At 69.5% G+C, this 21,302-nt stretch carries 19 protein-coding genes; 14 read left to right on the top strand and 5 right to left on the bottom strand.

Annotation, left to right across the window (positions count from 1 at the left end):
* Positions 1–17 precede the first annotated feature (17 nt).
* Entirely contained in the window at positions 18–1,559 is a 1,542-nt protein-coding gene (gene lysS, locus BM393_RS13570; protein ID WP_091726800.1) for a lysine--tRNA ligase, read from the bottom strand.
* A gap of 52 nt (positions 1,560–1,611) precedes the next feature.
* Here lysS and BM393_RS13565 point away from each other — a divergent pair, with 52 nt between their 5' ends.
* From BM393_RS13565 to BM393_RS13500, 14 genes are all read left to right on the top strand, one after another.
* Positions 1,612–2,676 (top strand): Gfo/Idh/MocA family protein, encoded by a 1,065-nt coding sequence (locus tag BM393_RS13565; protein WP_091726797.1) that lies wholly within the window; start codon positions 1,612–1,614, stop codon positions 2,674–2,676.
* A 1-nt stretch (position 2,677) separates the two neighbouring features.
* Positions 2,678–3,274, top strand: coding sequence for an acyltransferase (locus tag BM393_RS13560; protein ID WP_091726793.1), 597 nt, complete (start codon positions 2,678–2,680; stop codon positions 3,272–3,274).
* A complete protein-coding gene (locus BM393_RS13555; protein ID WP_091726788.1) occupies positions 3,271–4,374 on the top strand; it encodes a DegT/DnrJ/EryC1/StrS aminotransferase family protein in 1,104 nt (367 codons plus the stop codon). The genes BM393_RS13560 and BM393_RS13555 overlap by 4 nt, the downstream gene beginning before the upstream one ends.
* Positions 4,375–4,445: 71 nt before the next feature.
* Positions 4,446–5,006, top strand: a complete 561-nt coding sequence (locus BM393_RS25955) for a DapH/DapD/GlmU-related protein (RefSeq protein ID WP_091726783.1) — start codon at positions 4,446–4,448, stop codon at positions 5,004–5,006.
* Positions 5,003–6,256 (top strand): DegT/DnrJ/EryC1/StrS aminotransferase family protein, encoded by a 1,254-nt coding sequence (locus BM393_RS13545; RefSeq protein WP_091726780.1) that lies wholly within the window; start codon positions 5,003–5,005, stop codon positions 6,254–6,256. Before BM393_RS25955 ends, BM393_RS13545 begins: the two co-directional genes overlap by 4 nt.
* Positions 6,253–7,557 carry a lipopolysaccharide biosynthesis protein gene (locus tag BM393_RS13540; protein WP_091726776.1) on the top strand — a complete coding sequence of 435 codons (1,305 nt, stop codon included), beginning with the start codon at positions 6,253–6,255 and terminating at the stop codon, positions 7,555–7,557. Before BM393_RS13545 ends, BM393_RS13540 begins: the two co-directional genes overlap by 4 nt.
* On the top strand, positions 7,554–8,690 hold the full coding sequence (locus BM393_RS13535) for a glycosyltransferase (RefSeq protein ID WP_091726773.1): 1,137 nt from the start codon (positions 7,554–7,556) through the stop codon (positions 8,688–8,690). Before BM393_RS13540 ends, BM393_RS13535 begins: the two co-directional genes overlap by 4 nt.
* A 37-nt stretch (positions 8,691–8,727) precedes the next feature.
* Positions 8,728–9,960, top strand: a complete 1,233-nt coding sequence (locus BM393_RS13530) for a glycosyltransferase family 4 protein (RefSeq protein WP_091726770.1) — start codon at positions 8,728–8,730, stop codon at positions 9,958–9,960.
* A 21-nt stretch (positions 9,961–9,981) separates the two neighbouring features.
* The gene (locus BM393_RS13525) at positions 9,982–10,707 is read left to right on the top strand and encodes a class I SAM-dependent methyltransferase (protein ID WP_091726767.1); all 726 of its coding nucleotides are present in this window, start codon (positions 9,982–9,984) and stop codon (positions 10,705–10,707) included.
* Positions 10,704–11,882 carry a DegT/DnrJ/EryC1/StrS aminotransferase family protein gene (locus BM393_RS13520; RefSeq protein ID WP_091726763.1) on the top strand — a complete coding sequence of 393 codons (1,179 nt, stop codon included), beginning with the start codon at positions 10,704–10,706 and terminating at the stop codon, positions 11,880–11,882. Before BM393_RS13525 ends, BM393_RS13520 begins: the two co-directional genes overlap by 4 nt.
* A 34-nt stretch (positions 11,883–11,916) precedes the next feature.
* Positions 11,917–12,510 carry a sugar transferase gene (locus BM393_RS13515; protein ID WP_091726760.1) on the top strand — a complete coding sequence of 198 codons (594 nt, stop codon included), beginning with the start codon at positions 11,917–11,919 and terminating at the stop codon, positions 12,508–12,510.
* A 34-nt stretch (positions 12,511–12,544) separates the two neighbouring features.
* Positions 12,545–14,425, top strand: a complete 1,881-nt coding sequence (locus BM393_RS13510) for a nucleoside-diphosphate sugar epimerase/dehydratase (RefSeq protein WP_091726754.1) — start codon at positions 12,545–12,547, stop codon at positions 14,423–14,425.
* Between the two features lie 307 nt (positions 14,426–14,732).
* A complete protein-coding gene (locus BM393_RS13505; RefSeq protein ID WP_183482341.1) occupies positions 14,733–16,037 on the top strand; it encodes a class I SAM-dependent methyltransferase in 1,305 nt (434 codons plus the stop codon).
* 19 nt (positions 16,038–16,056) lie between these two features.
* Positions 16,057–17,451, top strand: coding sequence for a hypothetical protein (locus BM393_RS13500; protein WP_091726745.1), 1,395 nt, complete (start codon positions 16,057–16,059; stop codon positions 17,449–17,451).
* Positions 17,452–17,482: 31 nt separating this feature from the next.
* Here the strand turns inward: BM393_RS13500 and BM393_RS13495 are convergent, their stop codons facing one another.
* Genes BM393_RS13495 through BM393_RS13480 form a run of 4 tightly spaced genes read right to left on the bottom strand, consistent with a single transcriptional unit; the run spans position 17,483 to position 21,296 of the window.
* Complete coding sequence (locus BM393_RS13495) at positions 17,483–18,292, bottom strand: glycosyltransferase (protein WP_091726742.1); 810 nt, start codon at positions 18,290–18,292, stop codon at positions 17,483–17,485.
* A gap of 7 nt (positions 18,293–18,299) precedes the next feature.
* Positions 18,300–19,229, bottom strand: a complete 930-nt coding sequence (locus BM393_RS13490; RefSeq protein WP_091726738.1) for a glycosyltransferase family 2 protein — start codon at positions 19,227–19,229, stop codon at positions 18,300–18,302.
* The gene (locus tag BM393_RS13485) at positions 19,216–20,514 is read right to left on the bottom strand and encodes a hypothetical protein (RefSeq protein WP_091726734.1); all 1,299 of its coding nucleotides are present in this window, start codon (positions 20,512–20,514) and stop codon (positions 19,216–19,218) included. Before BM393_RS13485 ends, BM393_RS13490 begins: the two co-directional genes overlap by 14 nt.
* Positions 20,511–21,296: a glycosyltransferase family 2 protein gene (locus BM393_RS13480; protein ID WP_091726729.1), complete on the bottom strand. Its 786-nt coding sequence runs from the start codon at positions 21,294–21,296 to the stop codon at positions 20,511–20,513. Before BM393_RS13480 ends, BM393_RS13485 begins: the two co-directional genes overlap by 4 nt.
* Positions 21,297–21,302 lie beyond the last annotated feature (6 nt).

Here is a 21,302-nt window from a genome sequence, read left to right as displayed (position 1 = left end):
CAGCCGTCCGCCTTCGCTCAACCCTCGCGCCGCAGCGCCGGGAACAGGATCACGTCGCGGATCGACGGGCTGTCGGTGATCAGCATCATCAGCCGGTCGATGCCGATGCCGCAGCCGCCGGTGGGGGGCATGCCGTACTCCAGCGCGCGGATGAAATCCGCGTCGAAGAACATCGCCTCCTCGTCGCCGGCGTCCTTGTTGGCGACCTGCGCCTGGAAGCGCGCGGCCTGGTCCTCGGCGTCGTTCAGCTCGGAGAAGCCGTTGGCGTATTCGCGGCCGGTGATGAACAGCTCGAAGCGCTCGGTGATCGTCGGATCCGCATCCGAGGCGCGCGCCAGCGGCGACACCTCCACCGGATAGTCGACGATGAAGGTCGGCTCCCAGAGCTTCTCCTCGACCGCCGCCTCGAACAGCCCGAACTGCAGCGCCGACAGGCCCCAGTGCGCCGGCGCTTCCTCGCCCAGCGCCTTCAGCCTGGCGCGCAGCACCTCGGCGTCATCGGCCTCGGCCTCGCTCACGCCGGCGTGCACGATCAGCGACTGGCGCACCGACAGCCGCGTGAACGGCTTCTCCAGATCCACCGGCTTGCCGGCGTAGCTCACCACCGCGCTGCCGGTCGCGGCGCGCGCTGCGTGGCGGATCACTTCCTCGGTGAAGCTCATGACCTCCTGGTGGGTCCAGTAGGCCGCGTAGAACTCCATCATCGTGAACTCGGGGTTGTGCCGGACGCTGATCCCCTCGTTGCGGAAGTTGCGGTTGATCTCGAACACGCGCTCGAACCCGCCCACCACCAGGCGCTTCAGATAGAGCTCCGGCGCGATGCGCAGGTACATCTCCTGGTCCAGCGCGTTGTGGTGCGTGATGAAGGGCTTGGCATTGGCGCCCCCCGGGATCGGGTGGAGCATCGGCGTCTCGACCTCCAGGAAGCCGTTCTCCACCATGTACGAGCGGATCGACGACACCGCCTTGGAGCGCGCCACGAAGCGCTCGCGCGCCTTGCCGTCGGAGATCAGGTCGGCATAGCGCTGGCGGTATTTCTGCTCCTGGTCGGCCATGCCGTGGAACTTGTCCGGCAGCGGGCGCAGCGACTTGGTCAGCAGGCGCAGGGTCGTGACCTTGACCGACAGCTCGCCGGTGCGGGTGCGGAAGAGCGTGCCCTCGGCGCCCAGGATGTCGCCCAGGTCGAAGTGCTTGAAGTCGTTGTAGACCTCCTCGCCCAGCGCGTCCTTCGAGAGGAAGAGCTGGATCGCGCCGGTGGCGTCCTGCAGCGTGGCGAAGCTGGCCTTGCCCATGATGCGCTTGAGCATCATGCGGCCGGCCACCGTCACGGCGACGGCCTGGGGCTCGAGCTCCTCGTTGGCGAGCTCGCCGTACTGCGCCTGCAGCGGCTGGGCGCGGTGCTGGGGTTTGAAGTCGTTGGGGAAGGCCGCGACGCCCTTGGCCTGCGCCTTCTCGCGGATGGCGGCGAGTTTCTCGCGGCGTTCGGCGATCAGCTTGTTGTCGTCTTGCGCGGGCGCCGCTTGGTCGGCGCCGGTGTGGGGGGCTTGGGGCTGGCTCATCGTGGACCTGGAAAAAGCTGGGCGCGATTTTAGGCTCTTAAAATCGCGCGCCATGCCTCAGTTCCCCATCCTGGACCGCCCGGTCCGTGTCGCCCTCGTCGGTTGCGGCCGCATCTCGAAGAACCACGTCGAGGCGCTGACCCGCCACGCGGGTCGCGCCGAACTGGTCGCCGTCTGCGACACCCGCCCCGAGGCCGTCCAGGCCGCGCTGGCCCAGACCGGCCTGCCGCCGGAGCGCGGTTTCGCCTCGCTGGACGCGCTCCTGGCGGGTTCCGACGCCGACCTGATCGTCCTGTCCACGCCCAGCGGCCTGCATGCGCAGCAGGCGATCGCCTGCGCCCAGGCCGGCCGCCACGTGCTCAGCGAGAAGCCGATGGCGACCAAGTTCGAGGAAGGCCAGGCCATGGTCCGCGCCTGCCGCGACGCCGGCGTGAAGCTCTTCGTCGTCAAGCAGAACCGCCTCAACGCGACGGTGCAGCTGGTCAAGCAGGCGCTGGACCAGGGCCGCTTCGGCCGCATCTTCATGAGCACGGTCAACGTGTTCTGGACCCGCCCACAGAGCTACTACGACGCCGCCCGCTGGCGCGGCCGCTGGGACATGGACGGCGGCGCCTTCATGAACCAGGCCAGCCACTACGTGGACCTGCTGGACTGGCTGGTCGGCCCGGTCGACAACGTGCATGCCTACACGGCCACGCTGGACCGCGACATCGAGGCCGAGGACACCGGCGTGCTGGCGCTGCGCCTGCGCCACGGCGGCCTGGCCAGCATCAACGTGACGATGCTGACCTATCCGCAGAACCTGGAAGGCTCGATCACCATCCTGGGCGAGAAGGGCACGGTCAAGATCGGCGGCACGGCGGTCAACAAGATCGAGCACTGGGCCTTCGACACGCCCCATCCCGACGACGAGCGGGTGAAGAACGCCAGCTACGAGACCCCCAGCGTCTACGGCTTCGGCCACGCGGCCTACTACGACAACGTCATCCAGACGCTGCGCGGCGAGGCGCAGGCGCAGGTCGACGGCTACGAGGGCCTGCGCTCGCTGGAGCTGCTGATCGCCGCCTACCGCAGCGCGCGCGACGGCCAGCGCGTCGGCCTGCCGCTGGTGTTCTGACATGGGCTGGTGGAAGCACGACAGCGCCATCGTCGACGACGGCGCACAGCTCGGCGACGGCACCAAGGTCTGGCACTTCAGCCATGTCTGCGCCGGCGCGCGCATCGGCGAGGGCTGCTCGCTGGGGCAGGGCGTCTATGTCGGCAACGACGTGGCCATCGGCCGCAACGTGAAGATCCAGAACAACGTGTCGGTCTATGACGCGGTGACGCTGGAGGACGACGTCTTCTGCGGCCCGTCGATGGTCTTCACCAATGTCTACAACCCGCGCTCGGCGGTGCCGCGCAAGAACGAATACCGCCACACGCGGGTCCAGCGCGGCGCGACGCTCGGCGCCAACTGCACCGTCGTCTGCGGCGCGACGATCGGCGAGTACGCCTTCGTCGGCGCCGGCGCGGTGGTCAAGGGCGACGTGACGCCGTATGCGCTGATGGTCGGCGTGCCGGCGCGCCAGATCGGCTGGATGAGCCGCCATGGCGAGAAGCTGGACCTGCCCGTGGAAGGCCAGGGCCGCGCGGCCTGTCCGGCGAGCGGCGATCTCTACGAACTCAACGGCCGGGCGCTGCGCCTGGTGGATCCCACGGAGCCCCAGGCATGAGCCTTCCCTTCATCGACCTCAAGGCGCAGTACGCCGCGCTCAAGCCGAGCATCGACGCGCGCATCCAGCGCGTGCTGGATCACGGCCAGTACATCATGGGCCCGGAGGTCAAGGAGCTTGAGACCGCGCTGGCCGCCTACGCCGGCACGCGTCACTGCATCACCGTGGCCAGCGGCACCGAGGCGCTGCTGATCGCGCTGATGGCGCTGGACCTGCAGCCCGGCGACGAAGTCATCACCACGCCCTTCACCTTCGCCGCGACGGCCGAGACCATCGTGCTGCTCGGCGGCGTGCCGGTGTTCGTCGACATCGAGCCGGACAGCTGCAACCTGGACGCCGCGCTGATCGAGGCCGCCATCACGCCGCGCACGAAGGCGATCATGCCGGTGAGCCTGTACGGTCAGGTGTGCGACATGGACGCGATCAACGCGATCGCGGCGCGGCACGGGAACATCCCGGTCATCGAGGACGCGGCGCAGAGCTTTGGCGCGACGTACAAGGGCCGCAAGAGCTGCGGCCTCTCGACCTGGGGCGCGACCAGCTTCTTCCCCAGCAAGCCGCTGGGCTGCTACGGCGACGGCGGCGCGCTGTTCACCGATGACGACGCGCTGGCGCAGGCCGCGCGCGAGATCCGCGTCCACGGTCAGAGCCAGCGCTACACCCACACGCGGGTGGGCGTCGGCGGGCGCATGGACACGCTGCAGTGCGCGGTGGTGCTGGGCAAGCTGGAACGCTTCGACTGGGAGATCGCGCAGCGCCTGGCCATCGGCGAGCGCTATCAGCAGCTGATTGGCGAGCTGCCGCTGCAGCGCCTGGCCGTGCGCGAGGACCGCGATTGCGTGTGGGCCCAGTTCACCGTGCAGGTGGACCGCCGCGACGCGGTGGCCGAGGCGCTCAAGCAGGCCGGCATCCCGACCGCGATCCACTATCCGAAGCCGCTGCACCGCCAGCCCGCCTATGAGCAGCGCTGCCGCATCGCGACGCCGCTGGCGCATGCCGAGGCCGCGGCGCGCCGCGTGATGAGCCTGCCGATGAGCGCCGACCTCACCGAGGCGCAGCAGGACGAGGTCGTCGCCGCGCTGCGCGCCGCGCTGGCCTGAGCGCCGCGCGCGCCCGGGCCGTCACCGATCTCATCCCTTCCGATCAACCCCTGGACAAGGCCACCAACGCGATGCTGCTGGGCTACACGCTGGATGCGGTGCGCGCGCGGATCCGCGCGCGCGTCGCGGCGTGCCTGGGGCTGCGCGTCGGCACCCGCGCCCAGATCCATCCCGGCGCCCGGGTGCGCTGCGGCGCGGGCAGCGCGCTCGGCGCGGGATCCATCCTGTACCGCGACGTCCAGCTGCTGGCCAGCGGCCCCGGCAGTTTCCGCATCGGCGTGCGCAGCCACATCGCGCCGGGCGGCTACCTGCTGATCGGCCAGCAGCGGCTCACCATCGGCGACGACGTCGCCATCGGCCCCGGCTTGATGCTGTTCTGCGAGTCCAACGCGGTCACCGCCACCGGCCTCTTCCGCGAGCACTACCAGCGCGCCGACATCCGCATCGGCAGCAACGTGTTCCTCGGCGCCCGCGTGACGGTGCTGCCCGGCAGCGTGATCGAGGACGGCGCGGTGGTCGCCGCGCACGCCGTGGTGCGCGGCCACCTCCCCGGCGGCTGGGTCTACGGCGGCGTGCCGGCCCGGCCGCTCCACCGGGTCGACGGCGCGCGTCCGCCGTCGTCGTCCTCATGAAGGGTCATGTCGCCGGCGCACTGCGCTGGCGCGACCTGCCGGTGGCGCTGTGGCACTGGCTGCGGCGCGGCACCGCCAGCCTCGAGGACTTCCGCGCCGCCTTCGCGCGCAGCCTGGGCCTGGACCCGGCGGTCGACGGCGAGGTGCGCCTGTTCGGCAGCGGCCGCGCGGCGCTGCACGCCTTCACCGCGTCGCTGGACCTGCCGCCCGGCTCGGAAGTGCTGCTGCCGGGCTACACCTGCGTGGTCGTGCCCAATGTCTTCATGCACCTGGGGCTGACGGTCCGCTACGTCGACATCGCGCGTGACGACTTCAACCCCACGCCCGATGCGATCTCCGAAGCCATCAGCGACGAGACGCGGCTGGTCGTGGTGCCACACAACTTCGGCCTGGTCACCGAGGGCCTGGACGAGTTGCGCATCCAGCACCCCGACGTCGTCTTCGTCGAGGACGCCGCCCACGCGTGGGGCAGCACCGACGCGGTGGGCCGCCCCGTCGGCACGCTGGGCCATGCGGCCTTCTTCAGCTTCGAGTACTCCAAGCCGCTGACCACCGGCATCGGCGGCGCGCTGGTCATCCATCACCCGCCGTCGCGGGCGCGCTTCGCGGCGCGCCTGCCGGCGCTGCGGGCGCCGTCGACCGGCACGGTCCTGCGGCAGCTGCTGACGCTGTGCTGGCACCGCTTGACGATGAGCCTGCCGCGCCCGGCGCTGAGCGCGCTGACCGCGCTGCTGCGCGCGCCATCGCGGATGCTGGGCGTGGTGGCGAAGACGCCGGACAGCGAGGTCGCCGGCGACACGCAGCCCGACTACCGCGCCGGCCTGCATCCGCTGAGCGCCGCGGTCGGATGGACGCAGGCGCGTCGCTTCGACGCGATCCATGCGCTGCGCCGCGCGCAGGCCGCCGACTTCGACGCGCTGCTGACCAACTTGCCGGGCTGGGAATGGCCAGTGCGCGCGCCCGGCGCCGTGCTGCTGCGTTATCCGCTGCTGCTGCCCGACGCGGCGTCCCGCGACGCCGCCGTGGTGGCGCTCGAGGCGGCGGGCATCGTCGGCGGCACCTGGTTCGACGATGTCGTCCATCCGCGCGGCAGCCGCCGCTTCGGCTACACCGCGGGCGACTGCCCGCAGGGCGAGCGCGCGGCCCGCACCGTGCTCAACCTGCCGCTGGGCCTGCATGCGCGGCTGAGCGCCTCGCAGCGGGCCGCGGTGCGCGCGATCGCGGAGCGTCACGGAGGCCAGCTCCGATGACGGTCCGCCGCCGCTTCGCCCAGCTCGCCGGCGCGTCCATGCTGACGCAGGCGATCCCGATGCTGATCGCGCCGCTGCTGACGCGCTGGTACGGCGCCGAGGCGCTCGGGCATTGGGCGCTGTTCGTCGCGCTGGCCGCCAACCTCGCCACCATCGCCAACGCGCGCTACGAGTTCGCGATCGTCCTGCCGCGACGCGACGGCGAGGCGGCGCTGGTGCTGCAGTTGGCGCTGTGGATCGCCCTGGCCATGGGGCTGCTGACGGCCGCCGGCGCCGGCCTCTGGCACCTGCTGATGGCCCAGCATGCGCGGCTGGGCGGCCGCTGGGTGTCGCTCGCGCAGCTGGATCCGTGGCTGCTGATGCTGGCGCCGGTGGTCGCGCTGGCCGGCATGCAGCAGGCGCTGAGCCTGTGGAACAACCGCCAGGCCCGCATCGACGTGATCGCGCAGGCGCGCGTGCTGCAGCAGGGCGTGATGGCCGCGGCCCAGGCGCTGGCGGCGCTGGGCGGCTTCGCCGGCGTGGCGGCCCTGGTGCTGTCGCAGAGCCTGGCCGCGCTGCTGGCGCCGCTGTGGCTGCTGCATCGCGGCGCGCGCTGGCGCCGCGCCACGCGGCTGGACCAGGCCGGCAAGTCCTGGCATTGGCGCCACCTGCGCCGCCTGGCCTGGCGCTACAAGCAGTTCCCGCTGCTCAACAGCCCGCATGCCTTCGTCAACGCGGCGCAGGAGACGCTGGTGCTGGCGATGATCGCCGCCTGGGCCGACGCCGCCACGGCCGGCTACTACGCGCTGATGGTGCGTCTCGTGAAGGCGCCGGCGACGCTGGTCGGCGGCGCGCTGTCCGAGGCGCTGCTGGGCGAGCTCGCCCGCGACTGGCAGCGCGGCGTCGACCTGCGTCCGCGCCTGCTGCGCGGCATCCGGCTGCTGGCCATGGTGGCGCTGCCCGGCATGGCGGTGCTGATCGCCGTGGGCCCGGCGCTGTTCGGCTGGCTGCTGGGCGAGGACTGGACCACCGCGGGCGAGTACGGCCGCTGGATCGCGCCCTACGTCGCCGCGCATTTCATCGCCGCGCCGCTGACCGTGACGCCGATGGTCACCGGACGTCAGCGCGGCGCGCTGGCCTTCAGCCTGGTCGGCAACGCGCTGTACGTGCTGCCGGTCGCGCTGGTGCTGAGTGCCGGCGGCGCGCTGACGACGGCGCTCGGCGCCATCGCGGTGCTGCTGCCGATCTATTTCGCGATCTACCTGGCGTGGCTGGTGCGCGGCTCGGCGCCGCGGCCCGTCGCCCATGGAGTGCCTGCATGAGACTGGTCCTGATCGGGGACGGCGAGAGTCCCCACCTGCTGAAATGGGCGCGCGCGCTGTCGCAGCGCCGCGAGATCGAGCTGTGGGCCGCGTCCACCCGCGGCTTCGCGCCCGAGTTCCATTTCCTGATCCCCGAGGACCGCCGCCTCGCGCTCAACACCGATCCCGCGCATGGCGGCGGCAACATCGCGGTGCTCAAGCAGCTGCCGGCGCTGGGGGCGTGGCTCAAGAAGGTCGATGCCGACTGGCTGCATGCGCATTACCTGACCTCGCACGGCACGCTGGCCTGGGCCGCGCGCCGCGGCTGGAAGCTGCGCGCGCGGATCGCCGGCTCGGCCTGGGGCAGCGACATCCTGGTCGCGCCCGGCCAGGGCTGGGCCTACCGCTGGCTGACGACGCAGGTGCTCAAGGCCTGCGCGGTGACGACCTCCGATTCCGAATTCATGAGCGCCCGCATGCGCGAGCTGGGCGCGGCCGAGGTGATGACCTTCCCCTTCGGCCTGGAGCAGCTGCCCAAGCAGAACGTGCGCAAGCAGCCCTGGCTGTTCTACGCCAACCGCGGCCTGGAGCCGATCTACCGCCCGCACCGCGTGATCGAGGTCTTCGCCGCGATTGCCGCGAAGCAGCCCGAGGCGCGCCTGGTCGTCGCCAACGACGGCTCGCTGCGCGCCGCGCTGGAGGAGCAGGTGCGCGCGCTGGGCCTGGCGGAGCGGGTCGAGTTCACCGGGCGGCTGGACGCCACCTCGCAAGGGCGCCGCTATGCGCCGGCGCGCTGGTTCCTGAGCCTGCCGGAGAGCGATTCAGTGTCGGTGTCGGTGCTGGAGGCGATGGCGCACGAGTGCCTGCCGCTGCTGTCCGACCTGCCGGCCAACCACGAACTGCTGGGCACCGCCGGCAGCCTGGCGCTGGGGCAGCCCGACACGCTGCTCGGCCGCCATGGCCTGATCCTGAAGGACGACGAGGACCTGGGCGCGCTGCCCGACCGCCTGCGGATGCTGGTCGGCCAGGCCGACGTGGCCGGCCAGGCGGTCGACGCCGACCGACTGGGCGCGGCCAACCGCGCCTGGGTGGCGGCGCATGCGATGTTCGGTCCCGCCGTCGCCCGCTTCGTCGACCGCCTGCAACGCGCCTGAGGCGCCCGACCCGCGAGAGCCTTTCCCCGACGTCCCCATGAAGCTGCTGCTGATCAACCACTACGCCGGCTCGCCGAAACACGGCATGGAGTTCCGCCCGTTCTACCTGGCCCGCGAATGGGTCCGGGCCGGGCACCAGGCGCTGATCCTGGGCGCGTCCTACTCGCACGTGCGCACGACCCAGCCCGAGCCCGGCATGGCCGCGATGAGCGGCGTGAACTACCTCTTCTACGACACGCCCGAGTACCAGGGCAACGGCATGGGCCGGGTCAAGAACATCTGGTCCTTCTGCCGCCAGGTCTGGAAGGACGCCGACATCCTGGCGCGCGAGTTCGCGCCGGACGTGGTCATCGCCTCCAGCACCTATCCGATGGACGTGTGGGTGGCGCGCCGCGTGGCCAAGCTGGCGAAGGCCAAGCTGGTCTACGAGGTCCACGACCTGTGGCCGCTGTCGCCGATCGAGCTGTCGGGCATGTCGAAGTGGCATCCGTTCGCGATGCTCTGCCAGAAGGCGGAGAACGACGCCTACCGCGATGCCGACGTCGTCGTCTCGATGCTGCCCAAGGTCCACGCGCACATGGCCGCGCACGGGCTCGACCTGAAGAAGCTGCACATCGTGCCCAACGGCATCACGCTGGATGAATGGTCCGAGCACGGCGAGCCGCTCGAGCCCGCGATCCAGGCGCACCTGGACGCCGAGCGCGCGGCCGGTCGCACCGTCGTCGGTTATGCCGGCTCGATGGGCGAGCCCAACGCGCTGGACGTGCTGCTCGACGCGGCGAAGCTGCTGAAGGAGCGCGCCGACCCGGCCGCGAAGGCGCTGAGCTTCGTGCTGGTGGGCGGCGGTCATCTGCGCGAGCACCTCGAGGCGCGTGTGCGGGACGAGGCGATCGGGAACGTCGCGATGTTCCCGGCGATCCCCAAGGCGCAGATCCCGTCGCTGCTGAAGGGCTTCGACATCGCCTACATCGGCTGGCAGCGCACGCCGATCTACCGCTTCGGCATCGCGCCCAACAAGCTGATGGACTACCTGATGGCGCAGCGGCCGGTGCTGCACTCGGTGGAGGCCGGCAACGATCCGGTGGCCGAGGCCGGCGCGGGGCTGACGGTGCCGCCGCAGGACCCGAAGGCCGTCGCCGACGGCCTGCTGACGCTGGCCGCGGTACCGGCCGGGGAGCGCGCCGAGATGGGGCGCCGCGGTCGCGAGTTCGTGCTGGCGAATCACACCTACCCGGTGCTGGCGCAGCGCTTCATCGACGCGGTGTCCTGAGCTGCCGCGAGGACCTTTGCCATGACCCAGGACCGAGAACTCGAGGCCATCGCCCAGCGCTACGCCCGCCGCGACCAGCGGCTGGCCGGGCTGGAGCGCTACAGCCTGCTGCGCCCCGAGGTCTGGCAGATGCTGCACGAGCGCCAGGCGGCGATGCTGCGGCTGTTGGCGGCGCACCGCGCGGCGATGCCCGAGGCCGACGCGCCGGTGAGCGGCTGGCGGATGACCGAGGTGGGCTGCGGCGCTGGCGGCAACCTGATGGACATGCTGCGGCTGGGCCTGCTGCCGCAGCACCTGACCGGCATCGAGCTGCTGCCCGAGCGCCTGGAGGCGGCCCGCGCCGCGCTGCCGCAGCAGGTGCGGCTGCTGGCGGGCGATGCGTCGCAGGCCGAGGTCGAGCCGGGCAGCCAGGACCTGGTGCTGCAGTCGACGGTGTTCTCGTCCATCCTGGACGATGCGCTGCAGCAGCGCCTGGCGCAGGCGATGTGGCGCTGGCTGCGGCCGGGCGGGGCGGTGCTCTGGTACGACTTCATCGTCGACAATCCGCGCAATCCCGACGTCCGGGGCGTGCCGCTCAAGCGCGTGCGCGCGCTGTTCCCCGAGGGCCGGACGACGGTGCGCCGCGTCACGCTGGCTCCTCCGATCGCGCGCGCCGCCTGCCGGCTGCACCCCGGCGCCTACCGCGTCCTCAACACGATGCCCTTCCTGCGCAGCCACGTGCTGGCGCTGATCACCAAGACACCATGAGCCAGAACCCCGACCAGAAGCTCCCCTTCCTGCCGTTCGCGCTGCCCGAGCTGGGCGACGAGGAGATCGCGGAAGTCGTCGACACGCTCCGGAGCGGCTGGATCACGACCGGCCCGAAGGCCAGGCGCTTCGAGCAGGCCTTCGCCGAGTTCCTCAACGAGCCGCAGATCGAGTGCATCGCCGTCAACTCCGCGACGGCAGGGCTGCACCTGGCGCTCGAGGCGCTGGGCATCGGGCCCGGCGACGAGGTCATCACCACCACGCACACCTTCACCGCCACCGCCGAGGTGGTGCGCTACATGGGCGCGGACGTGAAGCTGGTGGACATCGATCCGAAGACGATGAACATCGCGCTCGACCAGATCGAGGCCGCGATCACGCCGCGCACCAAGGCGATCATCCCGGTCCACTACGCCGGCCTGGCGGTGGACATGCTGACGCTGCTGGACATCGCGCGCCGGCACGGGCTGAAGGTCGTCGAGGACGCGGCGCACGCGCTGCCCACGACGCTGGAGAAGGAGCTGATCGGCACGATGGGCAGCAATGCCACCGTGTTCAGCTTCTACGCCAACAAGACGATGACCACGGGCGAGGGCGGCATGCTGGTGACCCGCGACGCCGAGCTGGCCAAGCGCGCCCGCGTGATGCGGCTGCACGGCATCAACCGCGACGCCTTCGACCGCTTCACCGCCAAGGTGCCGAGCTGGTACTACGAGATCGTCGCGCCCGGCTTCAAGTACAACCTGACCGACATCGCCGCGGCGATGGGCCTGCACCAGCTCAAGCGGTTGCCGGCCTTCCAGCGGCGCCGCGAGCAGATCGCCGCGCGCTACTTCGAGGCGCTGGCCGACCTGCCGCTGATCCTGCCGCCGCAGGCGCCGGAGGGCGACGTCCACAGCTGGCATCTGTACGTGCTGCGCCTGACCGAGGACGCGCCCATCGGCCGCGACGAGTTCATCGAGCGCCTGTTCGAGCAGGGCATCGGCTGCAGCGTGCACTACGTGCCGCTGCACCAGCATCCGTACTGGAAGGAGCGCTACGGCCTGACGCCGGAGATGTTCCCCGAGTCGCAGAAGGCCTACGAGCGCACGGTGACGATCCCGCTGTACACGGCGATGACCGACGAGCAGGTCGAGCGCGTGATCGCCGCGGTGCGCCGCGCGCTGGGCGCCTGAGCGGGCTGGACGGGACACGGAGCGGGGACGGCCGATGGCCAAGCGACTCTTCGACATCGTCTGCGCCGGCATCGGCCTGCTGCTGCTGAGCCCGCTGCTGCTGGCGGTGGCGGTGTGGGTCAAGCTGGACTCGCCGGGGCCGGTGATGTTCCGGCAGGAGCGGGTGGGGCGCTTCGGCGCGACCTTCCGCATCCACAAGTTCCGCACGATGCGCGTGGACGCGCCACGGCTCGGCCCGCAGATCACCATCGGCGACGACGCGCGCATCACCCGCAGCGGACGCTGGCTGCGCGCGAGCAAGGTCGACGAGCTGCCCCAGCTGTGGGACGTGCTGCGCGGCGCGATGAGCCTGGTGGGCCCGCGGCCCGAGGTGCCGCGCTACGTGGCGCTGTATCCGGCGGAGCTGCGCGAGCTGGTGCTGTCGGTGCGGCCGGGGATCACCGATCCGGCCTCGCTGAGCTTCCGCAACGAGAGCGAGCTGCTGGCGCGGGCGGAGGATCCGGAGCGCGAGTATGTCGAGGTGGTCATGCCGATGAAGCTGCGCCTGGCGGCGGACTACGTGCGCAACGCCAGCCTGGGCGGCGACATCCGGTTGATCCTGGCGACGCTGGGCGCGATCAAGGCCTGAGCACCGGGCACCGGGCACGGAACAAGAGAACACGATGAACTGGTTGTCCCTCGATGCCTTCCTGACGCGCGTGAGGCCCTACCGCGAGGCGCTGGCGCTGGCGCTCGACATGGTGGCGGTGGCGCTGGCCTGGCAGGCGACCTATCTGTTCCGGCTGGGCTTCGAGCGCTGGTTCGAAGCCAGGCCGGGTTACGACCACTGGGTGATGCTGGGCATCGTCGCGCTGTACGGGGTGCTGCTGCGGCTGTTCCACGTGCCCAAGGGCATGTGGCGCTTCAGCGGCTTCGGCGAGGTCAAGCGGCTGGCGGCGGTGTGCATCACCGCGGGCCTGGTGGCGGCGGTGGCGGTGCTGATGGCGCAGCTGACCAAGGTGCCGCGGGCGGTGCTGGCGCTGCATCCGGTGTTCACGCTGATGGCGCTGGCGACGATGCGCATGGGCTACCGCATGCTCTACGAGCACATGCGCAGCCGCATCAGCGGCAGCGCGCAGGAGCAGCGCCGCGCGCTGGTGATGGGCGCCGGGGACGCGGGCCGGCTGCTGGTGGCGGGCATCCAGCACCAGCAGGGCTGGGTGGTGGTGGGCTACCTGGACGATGCGGCGGAGAAGCGCGGCGCGCGCGTGGCCGGCGTGCCGGTGATCGGCACCCTGGAGGACGCGGGCCGGCTGGCGGAGATGCATGGCATCACGCATGTGATCGTGGCGATGCCGGCGGCGACGACGGCGCAGCGCCGGCGCGCGCTGGACCTGGCGGGCAAGACGGGGCTGGCGGTGCTGACGGTGCCGAGCAGCCAGGAGCTGCTGGCGGGCCGCGCGGTGAACCAGGTGCGGGACATCGAGCCCGAGGACCTGCTGGGGCGCGAGCCGGTGCAGCTCGACGAGGGCGGCATCAGCGAGTGCATCGGCGGCAAGACGGTGCTGATCACCGGGGCGGGCGGGTCGATCGGGTCGGAGCTGTGCCGGCAGGTGGCGCGGTACGGGCCGTCGAGGATCGTGCTGTACGAGCTGAGCGAGTTCGCGCTGTACCGGATCGAGCAGGAGCTGTCGGAGAAGTTCCCGCATATCCCGTTGGTGCGGCTGATCGGGGATGTGAAGGACCTGGAGCACCTGCGGTTCACGTTCGGGAAGTACCGGCCGCAGATCGTGTTCCATGCGGCGGCTTACAAGCATGTGCCGTTGATGGAGGAGGAGAACGCCTGGGCGGCGCTGAGGAACAACACGCTGGGGACGTATCACGCGTGCACGGCGGCGGCTGAATCAGGGGCCGAGCGCTTCGTGCTGATCTCGACGGACAAGGCGGTGAATCCGACGAATGTGATGGGGGCGACGAAGCGGGCGGCGGAACTCGTCATCAGTCACATGGCGGGCCAGGGGCACGCGACGAAGTTCATGGCGGTGAGGTTCGGGAACGTGCTCGGGTCCAGCGGGAGCGTGATTCCGAAGTTCAAGGAGCAGATCGCGAAGGGCGGGCCGGTGACGGTGACGCATCCGGAGATCACGCGGTACTTCATGACGATTCCGGAAGCGGCGCGGCTGGTGGTTCAAGCCGGCGCTATCGGGGAGTCGGGGCAGGTGTTCGTGCTCGATATGGGGGAGCCGGTGAGGATCGTGGATCTGGCGAAGACGATGATTCGGATGTCTGGCCATGGTGCAGCCGATATCCGGATCACCTTCACCGGCCTGCGTCCTGGCGAGAAGCTCTACGAGGAATTGCTCAGCGACAGCGACCGCACCTTGCCCACGCCTTTCGACCGCCTGTTGTTGGCTCGACTGGACGATTCGTCCAGCAGGACTGGCGTCGAGGGCTTGCTTGCCGCCGCCCGGACGCCGGGGCCGCGTGCCGATCCCGAGGCGCACCGGCTCTTGCGCGACGTACTCGGTTCAGAATTCGTCGGAGCCTCGCACCGGGCGGAATGACAATGATGTGAAAATCCTCCCCTCTCAAACACAAGCGACGGCGCCGAGCTTGGCGTGAAAAGTCAGGGGATTGCATGAATGCTCGACATCTCAGTGCGGTGGCACTGATCCTGTGTGTGCCCTTGAGCGCAAACGCCTACGTGGACCCAGGCTCCGGCATGCTGATCTGGCAGGGGTTGATCGCCCTGGTCGGTGCGCTGATCGTGTTCGTGCGCAATCCGCTGGCGTCGGTGAAACGCCTGATCGCGCGCTTCAAACGCAAATGAGGGATCCGGCTGCTCGCCTGGTGATGGAGGCGGATCGCGTGATGCGAGAACTCCGAGAGCCTTTGGGTGCCCACCATTTCCTTCGTTCCGATCTGGCCCGGCGCTGGCGCGAGCGGGGCGACATCGTCGATTTCGAGATCGTCGACGAGCGCAGGGTGGTCGCGCGGCGCGTGCCCTTTATCAGCTTGCCGACGGAATGGTGTGATCTGCAGTTGTTCGAGGCGGCCGAGCTGACCTTGCGCCTGCAGCAAGAGGCGGTCGAAGCCGGCTACGACCTGAAGGACGCGTCCGCCTGGAACGTGATCTTTGACGACGGCCGTCCCGTGTTCTGCGACCTGCTCTCCTTCGACCCTCTGAGGGAACGCAGATGGTGGGCGGCCGGGCAGTTCGCGCGGCACTTCATCCTGCCGTTGCTGCTGTCCCGGCAGCGCGGCCTGCGCGCCCACAAGGCCTTCCAGGCCTGGCGGGACGGTGTACCGCATGAGGTCGCGCGCGACATGCTAGGGGCCAGCCGGTTCCTTGGGCGCTACTGGCCGTTGATGGCCGGTGCCTCTGCCTTGGCGCCCACCGCTCCCGGACCCGTCGAGCCGGTCACCGGGTGGGACTCGACAGCGGAGGATGTCAACCCGGCGGCGATCCGGCGCTTCCGCGAGGGGCTGAATCAATCGCTGTCTTGGATGTTGCGGGGCGTGGATCCGCGCCGGAGCGCCGGTCCCGCCACCACCTGGACACATTACACCGACGAACGCGGCCATTACAGCGAGCTCGACCTGGAGGCCAAGCGGACGCGGCTGACGCAGTGGTTGGCCATGCAGGCTCGGGGGTGGGTGCTGGACTTCGGATGCAACTCGGGCGAGTTCTCGCGCTTGGCGGCGGCGACCGGGGCGCGCGTGATCGCGGTAGACGCCGACCACGGCGCCGTGCAAACAGGGGCGAAGCAGGACAGCGTCCGCATCCACTGGGTCGTGGCGCCGATGGATGACTTGCGCGGCGGCTATGGGTGGGCCGGCGTGGAACACGCCGGCCTGCCGGAGCGCCTGCGCAACAGGGCCGACATGACGCTCATGCTGGCTCTGCTGCATCACCTGGTCATCGGGGCGGCCATCCCGCTGCCGATGGTGGCTGCTTTCGCCGCATCCTGCACGCGGGACGCGCTAGTGGTCGAACTGATCGACCCGACGGATCCCCAAATCGTCCTTATGCGGGCGCAGCGGCGGCGCCAAGATGCGTTCCCCGCGGTGGAGGTCCAGTTGCAGGCCTTTCTCGACGCCGGATTCGTGGCACAAGAGCGGGTGTCGCTGCCCTCCGGGCACCGCGAGTTGGTCCTGCTGAGGCGGGCCCGCTGAGGCGCCGATCTTTCCGAAAATGAAGCATCGGCTGCAGATCCTGGCCGCCCTGGTCTGGCTGTCCGCGCTCGCGGAAGTCGGCATGCGCGACCGTTATCACGACATGCTCGCGCAGGTCGACAATTTCGCATGGCTGGCGGTCTTTCCGCTCCTGGTGGCCGGCGACCTGCTGCTCACCGCGACCTTACGGCGATTCAGGCCGCGCTCAACGGACGGCCCCCGCACGGGTCTTCCGGTCCGGCACTTCCTGCTGGCAGTGGGGCTCTGGTTATGGACGGTGCCGGGGAACGGCCCCAAGCTGACCCACTTCGTCGAGGCGCTGGCCGCATCCGCGGCTGTTTGGGCCCTCCTGGGGTTCTGCGACCACCGCTGGGGCGAATCGCTGGCACGCTGGGCCGCGTCCCGGGGACCGGTGGCGCTGACCGTGGCGGCCATCGCCTTCGTCGCCGTGCCTCCGGTCGCGGTGACCCTCCGTTCCGATCAGCTCACGTGGCCAGACATCGGCAATCGGTCCGGCGCCTCCCTGGCTGCGCAGGCGCGGCAAAACGACGACGGTGGGCCGTTGCTGGTCCTCCTGCTGGATGAGTTGAGCTTCAAGGCCTCGGGACCCGTGGTCCGGGCCCTGGAGGCTCAGGGGTTGGTCGTCTCAAGCCGCGCCGTGACGGCGGTTGGCGATGCCACGGCCAAGGTGATTCCCGCCATGTGGCTACGACGGCCCTTTTCGGAGGCGCGGCCCTGCGGTCCGACGGCGATATGCAGCGGTCTCGATCTGCTGGAGTTTTCAAATGTGAAGGCGAGCTGGCCCGATATCGATGTGGTCGGCTTCTACCACCCCTACTGCGCGATGCAAGGGCTACGCTGGTGCAGGCGCGAGGCGCCGCCATCCGTGTTCAGCGATACCCGCCGTGTCGGCTGCGCGCTGGGTCGAAGGCTGCACATCCCGCTGGCGGCGTCCTGCCTGCGGGCGCAGAACACGCCTTGGCTGGATTTGGTCCGTCGCGTGGAATCGTCTTACTGGGAGGCGCCGTTCTGGCGCGATGGCGGCGTCCTATTTGCCCATCTCCCCGTCCCGCACCCGCCGGCGGCGGGGCCCGAGGCCTCCCTGGCCGAGCACTATGCGGCCGGCGTCGACCACGCGGCCGCGATCGTGGCGCGATCCGCCCGGCAGTTGGCGGCGCGCGCGGGCGGTTCCGGGCCCCGGATCGTCATCACCTCCGACCACCCGTTGCGGGTGCGCGAATGGTGCTCTAACGGGACCTATTCGGCGGCGCGCTGTTCAGGCGCCGAGCTGTTGCGGGACAGCTCGGTGCCGCTGATCGTCGCGGTTGTAGGCCGTCCGGTCGACCTGTCGGCGTATCGTTCGAACGACCAACTGTTCGACTTGGTCAGCGCGCTCCGCGCGCGGGCGCCTTGACGCATACCGACGATCCACGAGGGCTAGGGTGTCAGGCCGGCAGTTGGCACCGTACCGCGCGGTTGCGCTGCCGGCGTGTGGGGTCGATCAGCCAGCCCCACTTGTTGAAGTACTTGATCGCGGACACGACGTGGTATTTCAGTAGACGGCTGTTGCGATACGAGCCCTTGGCATAGGCGTGCGTCACATGCACCTCGGGTTCGAAGCGGGTCTCTCCCCGGTCCCCCAGCCGGCGCACCAGGTCGACGTCCTCCATGTACATGAAGTAGCGCTCATCGAACCCGTTGATCGCGATCAGGTCGCGCGAGCGGATCAGCAGCATGCAGCCCGACAGGCTGGGCACGTTGCTCGGGCGGTCAAGGGGCAGGTCGCGCAATTCATAGCCGCGATTCAGGCGCTCCCGCCAAGTCTGGGAGGGAAGGAAACGACGGGCGAACAGGTCGGCGGGTGTCGGCAGCAATTTGCATAGGTGTTGCGGCGTGCCATCGGGATAAAGCACGCGGGGCATCAGGGCGGACACCTGCGGTGACGCCGCCAAGGCTTTCAGCAGCACGGGAAGCACGCAGGGGTCGAATTCGATGTCGGGATTCAGCAGCAGGTGCGCTCCATCGCCCGAAAGCTGGCGGATGGCCAAGTTGTGCCCAGCACCGAAGCCGAGGTTACGTCCCACGTGGTGGTAGCGCACCCGCTCATGTCGGAACCAGTCGCTCTTCAGGGGCTGGGGCGAGTTGTCCACCACGTGCAGCACGCCGTCGCTGTGCCCCGCGAGAAAGGACCCAATGGCCTTCTCGAACAGCGACGGGGCGTTGTTGTAGAGAACTAGCGAGGCAGTCAGTTGCATGCGTGGATCACATCAGGAGAAAGAAGACGACATTGCGCACCAAGCCCACCTTGTCGAAGCCTTCGCGCCACGCGCGCCACTGACGCAGCGGCCTCGGCAACTGACCGAGCGAGGCATAGGTCTGCACGAGCGCGCGTTGCGGATGGTCCGCGGGCAGGCGCAGGGCCAGCGCCTCCGCCTGCGTGCGAGTCTGCCGAAGGCGCGACCGGTAGGCGGCTCGTCCGTGACGGGCCTGTCCCAGCAGGTCCATCAGCCCGCCGCGCCGGGCACCGACTTGGTTGCCACCGTGCTGCCGGTAGGCGATGCCCGGCTTGCGCAGATGCGCCACCCGACCGAGCGCGCGCGCCAACAACATCAGCCACCAGTCGTGCATCGCGACCTCGGCGGGGATCGGCAAGCCGATCTTGAGCAGCGACCGATTAATGATCATTGAGCAGCCCGGGGCGACATTCTGCGTGAGCAGTTGCGCCAATGTGGGCACCCGGCGCGAACCCTGTCCCTGCATCTCCAGGAACGAGGGGTGCAACCGCCTGAGCGACGCGTCGACGACCTCAAGGTCGCAGTAGACCGCGATGGGCGTCTGACTGCCGCACTCCGTTTCCAGCCGGCGCATCTCCGTGACGGCGTCCTGGACCTTGTGGGGCAACCAGACATCGTCCTGGTCCGCCGGCATGGCATAGGGCGCATCGGTTGCGGCCAGGCAGGCCGAGAAGTTGCCGATCACGCGCAAGTTGCCCAGCCCATCTTCGACGACCTTCAACGCCCGTCCTCGCTGCTCGCACCAGCGGCGCACGAGGGCTAAGGATCCATCGGTGGAGCCGTCGTCCCGGACGACGAGCCGCCAGTCTTGGAAGGTCTGCTGCTCCAGGCTCTCGAGCAATTCGGGCAGGTAGGTCTCGCCGTTGTAGAGGCCGAGTGCGATGTCAACGGAGTGCATGGTCGCGTGACGGGCGGACCGAGCGGCCCACCAGATAGAACAGATGTGCCGGGATGAGCACGAGGATCGAGGCGAGCAGGATGCTCGACAGCGTGGACAGCGCGTAGTCGAAGTCGCCACTGACGCTGACCAGCGAGAAGTACAGCAGGAAGGCCGTCAGTCCCGCGAAGAAACCGCGGTGCGCGCGCTGGTAGACGTGGGCTTGCAGCCAGCCCACGGCCAGCCCCAGCAGGCCCGAATACACGACGCCCCACCAGCCGAAAAAGTGGAAGCCGAACACGTTGTGGCGCGGATTCGGGCCCGCGAGGTAGTCCAGACCGGGGAAGATGATCTCCGTGAACTGCAGCCCCATGTTCTTGTAAATCCAATCGCCCGGGATGACGCGGAAGGTACTGAGCGCGCCCCCGAACAGCCCGACAACTGGGTTGTCGCCTTGGATGTAGCGCATCGTGTCGTCGACATAAGCGTAGATGTAGATGTCGCCGAAGCTCACCAGCCGGAATGCCAAGTTCACCAGCACCTGTTCGAAGTCGCCTTGCGACTGCACGGCCAGGACGATGAAGGAGAACACCGCGGCTGCGGCGAACGCGATGCCACCGAGCCGGCTTCCCATGAAGCTCGTTTGAGACCGGTCGGAGGAGACCAGCACGCGGACCAGGAAGTAGACCTGCAGGATGCTGAGCAGCGCGCCCTTGGATCCCGAGAACGCGATGTACACCAGCAGCCAGACCACGACCCCCAGCGTCATCCAGGTCGCGCGCGACCGGAACTTCGTCCAGAGCAGCAGGCCGGAAAAGCTAAGTATGAAGAAGGCGCCTGTCTCGAAGCGTTCGATGATCCCGAGCCCTCCCGAGCCGGCGAAGGCGCCGAGCCGCGAGGCATTGAACAGCGGGATGCCGGTCAGCCCCCACTTGACCGCGGTGGCCGAGAAGTGCACGAGCAACGCAAAGAAGACCACCCAGTTCACGAGCGCGTATGGCGGATTGAAGGCCGGCGCGCAAAGGCCGGCGTTCATCCGTTTCACATATAACAGCGCCGCGTACAGCGCCGCCTGCGAGGCCATGTAGTACTGCAGGTGCTCCGCGCGGATATCGCCGTTGATCCACATGAAGCTGACCAGTGTGAAACCGAACCAGTCGGCCAGTATCACCAGAAACAGCGGGTCGAAGAGGTTGACCGCGAGTCGTCGCGCCAGCCAGTAGTGCAGCGGGGCGAAGAGCAGGAGCAGCGCGAGATAGGTCTCGAGCTGGTCCGAGATGGTGACGAGGTAGAGCAGCGGGCTCATGGGCGCGTCAGCCGGTTCCGTACCTTCACCAGCAGGTTGCGGACGCGCTTGACCAAGCCGTACGGCCAGCCGAGGTGCCGGTCGATCAGCGCCAGTCGCATCGACTCGAACTTCTCGTCGGGCCGGCTGGACGCCCCGGCGTCCTCGAACAGGGAGACAGCAAGCGGCATGTGCCGGAACGGCACGCCCGCGCCCCAGAGCTCGATGTTGTACTTGTAGTCGGCCAGCAGGCCGGCATCGAGGTCGTAGGGCTTGGACCGGAAGACTCCGGCGGGATAGAAGATCGCTTGGTGACAGATGTTCTGCTGCATCAGCCGGTAGGCACTCATCTCGCCGCAATAGGCCCGGCCCGAGGACTTCAGGATGACGTCCCCGTAGAAGACCGCGTCGGCGTCGTCGAGGCGCGCGGCGACGCGTTCCAGGATGTCCGGTGCGGTCAGTGTGTCGTCGGCGCCGAGAAAGAGCAGCCAGCGTCCCCTGGCGAGCGCCAGGGCCTTGTTCATCGCGTCGTAGATGCCCCTGTCGGACTCGCTGACCCAGGTGGTGATGTGCGTCTCGTGCCGCCGCAGGATGTCCAGCGTTCCATCGGTGGAGCGGCCATCCACGACGATGTACTCCATGTCCGCGAAGGTCTGGGCGGCGACGCTACGGATCGTGGCGTCGAGCGTTGCCGCGCCGTTGCGCACCACCGTGGCGATCGTGATCAGCGGGCGATCGCCCCCGGCGGGGGCGTGATGCGGCGAGGCGGCCGGGCGGGCCGGTGCGTCGGTGGCAGTGTTCATGAGACT

The organism is Mitsuaria sp. PDC51 (genome assembly GCF_900113225.1).
In the GTDB taxonomy this organism is placed as follows: domain Bacteria; phylum Pseudomonadota; class Gammaproteobacteria; order Burkholderiales; family Burkholderiaceae_C; genus Roseateles.
The sequence above is the reverse complement of the archived record's forward strand: the minus strand, read 5'-3'. Positions and strand labels throughout refer to the sequence as shown.

Bases quoted from the DNA above. Each gene is read 5' to 3' on its own strand.
- BM393_RS13515 (WP_091726760.1), top strand. From the start codon at position 11,917: ATGGCCAAGCGACTCTTCGACATCGTCTGCGCCGGCATCGGCCTGCTG.
- BM393_RS13485 (WP_091726734.1), bottom strand. From the start codon at position 20,514: ATGAGCCCGCTGCTCTACCTCGTCACCATCTCGGACCAGCTCGAGACC.
- lysS (WP_091726800.1), bottom strand. From the start codon at position 1,559: ATGAGCCAGCCCCAAGCCCCCCACACCGGCGCCGACCAAGCGGCGCCC.
- BM393_RS13505 (WP_183482341.1), top strand. From the start codon at position 14,733: ATGCGAGAACTCCGAGAGCCTTTGGGTGCCCACCATTTCCTTCGTTCC.
- BM393_RS13495 (WP_091726742.1), bottom strand. From the start codon at position 18,292: ATGCAACTGACTGCCTCGCTAGTTCTCTACAACAACGCCCCGTCGCTG.
- BM393_RS13520 (WP_091726763.1), top strand. From the start codon at position 10,704: ATGAGCCAGAACCCCGACCAGAAGCTCCCCTTCCTGCCGTTCGCGCTG.
- BM393_RS13510 (WP_091726754.1), top strand. From the start codon at position 12,545: ATGAACTGGTTGTCCCTCGATGCCTTCCTGACGCGCGTGAGGCCCTAC.
- BM393_RS13490 (WP_091726738.1), bottom strand. From the start codon at position 19,229: ATGCACTCCGTTGACATCGCACTCGGCCTCTACAACGGCGAGACCTAC.
- BM393_RS13525 (WP_091726767.1), top strand. From the start codon at position 9,982: ATGACCCAGGACCGAGAACTCGAGGCCATCGCCCAGCGCTACGCCCGC.
- BM393_RS25955 (WP_091726783.1), top strand. From the start codon at position 4,446: ATGCTGCTGGGCTACACGCTGGATGCGGTGCGCGCGCGGATCCGCGCG.
- BM393_RS13480 (WP_091726729.1), bottom strand. From the start codon at position 21,296: ATGAACACTGCCACCGACGCACCGGCCCGCCCGGCCGCCTCGCCGCAT.
- BM393_RS13535 (WP_091726773.1), top strand. From the start codon at position 7,554: ATGAGACTGGTCCTGATCGGGGACGGCGAGAGTCCCCACCTGCTGAAA.
- BM393_RS13555 (WP_091726788.1), top strand. From the start codon at position 3,271: ATGAGCCTTCCCTTCATCGACCTCAAGGCGCAGTACGCCGCGCTCAAG.
- BM393_RS13545 (WP_091726780.1), top strand. From the start codon at position 5,003: ATGAAGGGTCATGTCGCCGGCGCACTGCGCTGGCGCGACCTGCCGGTG.
- BM393_RS13565 (WP_091726797.1), top strand. From the start codon at position 1,612: ATGCCTCAGTTCCCCATCCTGGACCGCCCGGTCCGTGTCGCCCTCGTC.
- BM393_RS13500 (WP_091726745.1), top strand. From the start codon at position 16,057: ATGAAGCATCGGCTGCAGATCCTGGCCGCCCTGGTCTGGCTGTCCGCG.
- BM393_RS13560 (WP_091726793.1), top strand. From the start codon at position 2,678: ATGGGCTGGTGGAAGCACGACAGCGCCATCGTCGACGACGGCGCACAG.
- BM393_RS13530 (WP_091726770.1), top strand. From the start codon at position 8,728: ATGAAGCTGCTGCTGATCAACCACTACGCCGGCTCGCCGAAACACGGC.
- BM393_RS13540 (WP_091726776.1), top strand. From the start codon at position 6,253: ATGACGGTCCGCCGCCGCTTCGCCCAGCTCGCCGGCGCGTCCATGCTG.